Here is a 3,671-nt window from a genome sequence, read left to right as displayed (position 1 = left end):
TGACGCCGGCTACGCCCAGATCCGCCTGAACTCGGGCGAACTGCGTATGGTCCAAGACACCTGCATGGCTACGGTCGGCGCGGTGTCCAACCAGGACCATATGAACCAGGTTCTGGGTAAGGCCGGTCGCGTTCGTCACATGGGCTTCCGCCCGCACGTTCGCGGCGTCGTCATGAACCCGGTCGATCACCCCCACGGCGGCGGCGAAGGCCGCACCTCTGGCGGTCGCCACCCGGTCACCCCGTGGGGCAAGCCGACCAAGGGCTCGAAGACACGTACTAACAAGGCGACGGATAAATATATCATCCGTTCGCGCCACGCCCGGAAGGCTCGGTAAGCCATGACCCGTTCCGTTTGGAAAGGTCCGTTTGTTGACGGATACCTCCTTAAGAAGGCTGAGACCGCTCTAGGTTCAGGCCGCAAGGATGTGATCAAGACCTGGTCGCGTCGTTCGACGATCATGCCGCAGTTCGTCGGTCTGACCTTCGGTGTTCACAATGGCCAGAAGCACGTTCCCGTGCTGGTCAGCGAAGACATGGTCGGGATGAAGCTCGGTGAGTTCGCCCCGACCCGGTACTTCCCCGGTCACGCCGCCGACAAGAAGGCGAAGAGGAAGTAGCCATGGCTAAGCAAGCTAAAGCACGCCGCCTGTCCGGGATCGAGGCCATGGCCAAGATCACGACCCTGCGCACCAGCCCCCGCAAGCTGAACCTCGTCGCTCAGTCGATCCGCGGCCTCAAGGTCCAACGGGCCCTGAACGAGCTGGAGTTCAGCCACAAGCGCATCGCTCGCGATGTTCGCAAGGCGCTCTATTCGGCGATCTCGAACGCCGAGAACAACCACAACCTCGACATCGACAATCTCGTCGTCGCCGAGGCCTTCGTGGGCAAGAACCTGGTCATGAAGCGCTTCGCCGCTCGCGCTCGGGGTCGTGCTTCGCGTATCGAAAAGCCGTTCAGCGAGATCACCATCGTGGTCCGCGAATTGGGTGAGGCCGCCTGATGGGTCAAAAAGTAAATCCAGTCGGGCTTCGCCTCGGCATCAACCGCACGTGGGATTCGCGCTGGTTCGCCAAGAAGGCGGACTACGGCCGGCTCCTGCATGAGGACATCAAGATCCGCAAGCAGCTGAAGAAGCGCCTGTATCAAGCTGGCGTTTCGCGGATCATCATTGAGCGTCCGCACAAGAAGTGCCGCATCACCATCTATGCCGCGCGCCCTGGCGTGATCATCGGCAAGAAGGGCGCGGACATTGATAAGCTGCGCAAGGACGTCGCGGCGATCACGGACGGCGAAGTTCACCTGAACATCGTCGAAATTCGCAAGCCGGAAACCGACGCCCAGCTGGTGGCCGAGAACATCGCCCAACAGCTCGAGCGCCGCGTCGCCTTCCGTCGCGCCATGAAGCGGTCGCTGCAAAGCGGCATGCGTCTGGGTGCGAAGGGCATGCGGATCGAAGTCGCCGGTCGTCTCGGCGGTGCGGAAATCGCGCGTACGGAATCGTACCACGAGGGCCGCGTCCCGCGTCACACCCTGCGCGCCGACATCGATTACGGGGTCACTGAAGCCACCACCACCTACGGCATTATCGGCGTGAAGGTGTGGGTCTTCAAAGGCGAGGTCCTGGATCACGATCCGATGGCTCTCGACAAGCGCCTGGCCACTGAATCCGGCCCGGCCGGCGAAGGTGGCGGTCGTTCGGGCGATCGCCCGGACCGTGGCCCGCGTCGTGACCGTCGTGAGCAAGCTGGAGCCTAAGGTAGAGCCATGCTGTCTCCGAAGAAAACTAAGTATCGTAAGCAGTTCAAGGGCAAGATCCACGGAACGGCTAAAGGCGGCTTCTCGCTGAACTTTGGCTCCTACGGTCTGAAGTCCGTCGAACCGGAACGCATCACCGCTCGTCAGATCGAAGCGGCTCGTCGGGCGATCACTCGCCAGATGAAGCGCCAAGGTCGCGTGTGGATCCGGATTTTCCCGGACGTGCCGGTCACCGACAAGCCGGCCGAAGTGCGGATGGGTAAGGGCAAGGGCGCAGTCGAGTACTGGGCCGCGCGCGTTCACCCGGGCCGCATCATGTTTGAAATCGACGGCGTGCCGGACGATGTGGCTCGTGAAGCTCTGCGCCTCGGCGCGGCCAAGCTTCCCGTGAAGACCCGCATCGTCACTCGCATCGAAGCCGCTGTGGCGGAGGCCGCGTGATGAAGATCGAAGACATCCGGGGCATGACGCCCGACCAACTCGGCGAAAGCCTGCTGAACCTGAAAAAAGAGCAGTTCAACCTGCGCTTCCAGGCTGCAACCGGGCAGGTCGAGAAGACCCACCGCGTCGACGAGGTCCGCAAGGCCATCGCGCGGATCAAGACCGTCCTGCGTTCCAAGCAGACCGCGGCCTAAGGAGACTACGAATATGCCCAAGCGAATTCTCGAAGGCGTCGTCGTCTCCGACAAGGGTGACAAGACGATCGTGGTGAAGGTCGAGCGTACCTTCCTGCATCCGGTGCTGAAGAAGACCGTTCGTCGGTCGAAGAAGTACCACGCCCATGACGAGGCCAACGTCTATAAGGCCGGCGAAATCGCTCGCATCATCGAATGCGCGCCGAAATCGAAAACCAAGACCTGGGAAGTGCTGCCTAAGGGCGGCGCCCAACAAGCCTCTTAAAGAAAGTCTCATCCAATGATCCAGATGCAGACTAACCTCGAGGTCGCCGATAATTCCGGCGCCCGTCGTGTGATGTGCATCAAGGTGCTCGGCGGCGCAGGCCGTCGGTACGCTGGCGTAGGCGACAAGATTGTCGTCTCCGTGAAGGAAGCGATCCCGCGCGGTCGTGTGAAGAAGGGTGACGTGCTCCAGGCTATCGTGGTGCGCACCTCTTCGGCGATCAAGCGTAAGGACGGATCGGTGATCCGGTTCGACAAGAACGCCGCCGTGATCGTGAACAAGCAATCCGAGCCGATCGGCACGCGGATCTTCGGCCCGGTTCCTCGCGAACTGCGCGCGAAGAACCACATGAAGATCATTTCGCTCGCGCCTGAGGTGCTGTGATGGCCGCGAAGATCAAAAAAGGGGACCGCGTTCAGGTCCTGACCGGCAAGGACAAGGGCCGTCAAGGCAATGTCCTGAAGGTTCTGCCCAAGGAAGACCGCGTCGTCGTGGAAGGCCTGAACCTGGTTCAGCGTCACACCCGCCCGACCCAGTCGGACCCGCAAGGCGGCATCAAAAGCAAGGAAGCGGCGCTCCACATTTCGAACGTGGCGATCGTTGACTCCAAGGGCAAGCCGACCCGCGTCGGCTTCCGGGTCGAAGGCGACAAGAAGGTCCGCGTCGCCAAGACGACCGGTGAGGTAATCAATGGCTGAGCAAGCTTACGAACCCCGGATGAAGTCCGAATATCGCCAGCGCATCCGCGCGGCGATGAAGGAACAGTTCGGCTACACGAACGAGATGCAGATCCCCAAGCTGGACAAGATCGTCCTGAACATGGGTATCGGTGAAGCGGTCTCGGACTCCAAGAAGGTCAACTCGGCGATCGCCGACCTGGCGAAGATCGCCGGTCAGAAGCCGCAGCCGACCAAGGCTCGCAACTCCATCGCCGGCTTCAAGCTGCGCGAAGGCATGGTCATCGGCGGCAAGGTCACCCTTCGCGGCGACCAGATGTACGAGTTCCTGGACCGT

The 3,671-nt window shown here is 61.6% G+C and carries 9 protein-coding genes and 1 pseudogene; all 10 read left to right on the top strand.

Annotated elements, in window-relative coordinates:
• Positions 1-337, top strand: a pseudogene (gene rplB / locus Q7T84_RS04850) (50S ribosomal protein L2); the annotation flags it as partial.
• Between the two features lie 3 nt (positions 338-340).
• Positions 341-619 (top strand): 30S ribosomal protein S19, encoded by a 279-nt coding sequence (gene rpsS / locus Q7T84_RS04845; RefSeq protein WP_304806580.1) that lies wholly within the window; start codon positions 341-343, stop codon positions 617-619.
• A gap of 2 nt (positions 620-621) precedes the next feature.
• Positions 622-1,002 (top strand): 50S ribosomal protein L22, encoded by a 381-nt coding sequence (gene rplV, locus Q7T84_RS04840; protein ID WP_056730052.1) that lies wholly within the window; start codon positions 622-624, stop codon positions 1,000-1,002.
• The gene (gene rpsC, locus Q7T84_RS04835; protein WP_304806579.1) at positions 1,002-1,757 is read left to right on the top strand and encodes a 30S ribosomal protein S3; all 756 of its coding nucleotides are present in this window, start codon (positions 1,002-1,004) and stop codon (positions 1,755-1,757) included. Before rplV ends, rpsC begins: the two co-directional genes overlap by 1 nt.
• A 9-nt stretch (positions 1,758-1,766) precedes the next feature.
• Complete coding sequence (gene rplP / locus Q7T84_RS04830) at positions 1,767-2,198, top strand: 50S ribosomal protein L16 (RefSeq protein ID WP_056730057.1); 432 nt, start codon at positions 1,767-1,769, stop codon at positions 2,196-2,198.
• Positions 2,198-2,392 carry a 50S ribosomal protein L29 gene (rpmC, locus tag Q7T84_RS04825; protein WP_304806578.1) on the top strand — a complete coding sequence of 65 codons (195 nt, stop codon included), beginning with the start codon at positions 2,198-2,200 and terminating at the stop codon, positions 2,390-2,392. The genes rplP and rpmC overlap by 1 nt, the downstream gene beginning before the upstream one ends.
• Positions 2,393-2,405: 13 nt before the next feature.
• Positions 2,406-2,657 (top strand): 30S ribosomal protein S17, encoded by a 252-nt coding sequence (gene rpsQ, locus Q7T84_RS04820; protein WP_056730061.1) that lies wholly within the window; start codon positions 2,406-2,408, stop codon positions 2,655-2,657.
• Positions 2,658-2,672: 15 nt separating this feature from the next.
• Positions 2,673-3,041: a 50S ribosomal protein L14 gene (gene rplN, locus Q7T84_RS04815; protein ID WP_056018090.1), complete on the top strand. Its 369-nt coding sequence runs from the start codon at positions 2,673-2,675 to the stop codon at positions 3,039-3,041.
• Positions 3,041-3,355 carry a 50S ribosomal protein L24 gene (gene rplX / locus Q7T84_RS04810; RefSeq protein WP_304806577.1) on the top strand — a complete coding sequence of 105 codons (315 nt, stop codon included), beginning with the start codon at positions 3,041-3,043 and terminating at the stop codon, positions 3,353-3,355. Before rplN ends, rplX begins: the two co-directional genes overlap by 1 nt.
• Positions 3,348-3,671 (top strand): 50S ribosomal protein L5 (gene rplE / locus Q7T84_RS04805; RefSeq protein WP_304806576.1); only part of this gene is annotated, 324 nt, incomplete at its 3' end. The genes rplX and rplE, both read left to right, overlap by 8 nt.

Source organism: Phenylobacterium sp., from assembly GCF_030654915.1.
In the GTDB taxonomy this organism is placed as follows: Bacteria; Pseudomonadota; Alphaproteobacteria; order Caulobacterales; family Caulobacteraceae; genus Phenylobacterium.
This window is presented reverse-complemented; position numbering and strand designations above follow the sequence as displayed.

Excerpts from the sequence above, each read along its gene's own strand:
- rpsS (WP_304806580.1), top strand. The coding sequence starts at position 341 with ATGACCCGTTCCGTTTGGAAAGGTCCGTTTGTTGACGGATACCTCCTT.
- rplV (WP_056730052.1), top strand. The coding sequence starts at position 622 with ATGGCTAAGCAAGCTAAAGCACGCCGCCTGTCCGGGATCGAGGCCATG.
- rpsC (WP_304806579.1), top strand. The coding sequence starts at position 1,002 with ATGGGTCAAAAAGTAAATCCAGTCGGGCTTCGCCTCGGCATCAACCGC.
- rplP (WP_056730057.1), top strand. The coding sequence starts at position 1,767 with ATGCTGTCTCCGAAGAAAACTAAGTATCGTAAGCAGTTCAAGGGCAAG.
- rpmC (WP_304806578.1), top strand. The coding sequence starts at position 2,198 with ATGAAGATCGAAGACATCCGGGGCATGACGCCCGACCAACTCGGCGAA.
- rpsQ (WP_056730061.1), top strand. The coding sequence starts at position 2,406 with ATGCCCAAGCGAATTCTCGAAGGCGTCGTCGTCTCCGACAAGGGTGAC.
- rplN (WP_056018090.1), top strand. The coding sequence starts at position 2,673 with ATGATCCAGATGCAGACTAACCTCGAGGTCGCCGATAATTCCGGCGCC.
- rplX (WP_304806577.1), top strand. The coding sequence starts at position 3,041 with ATGGCCGCGAAGATCAAAAAAGGGGACCGCGTTCAGGTCCTGACCGGC.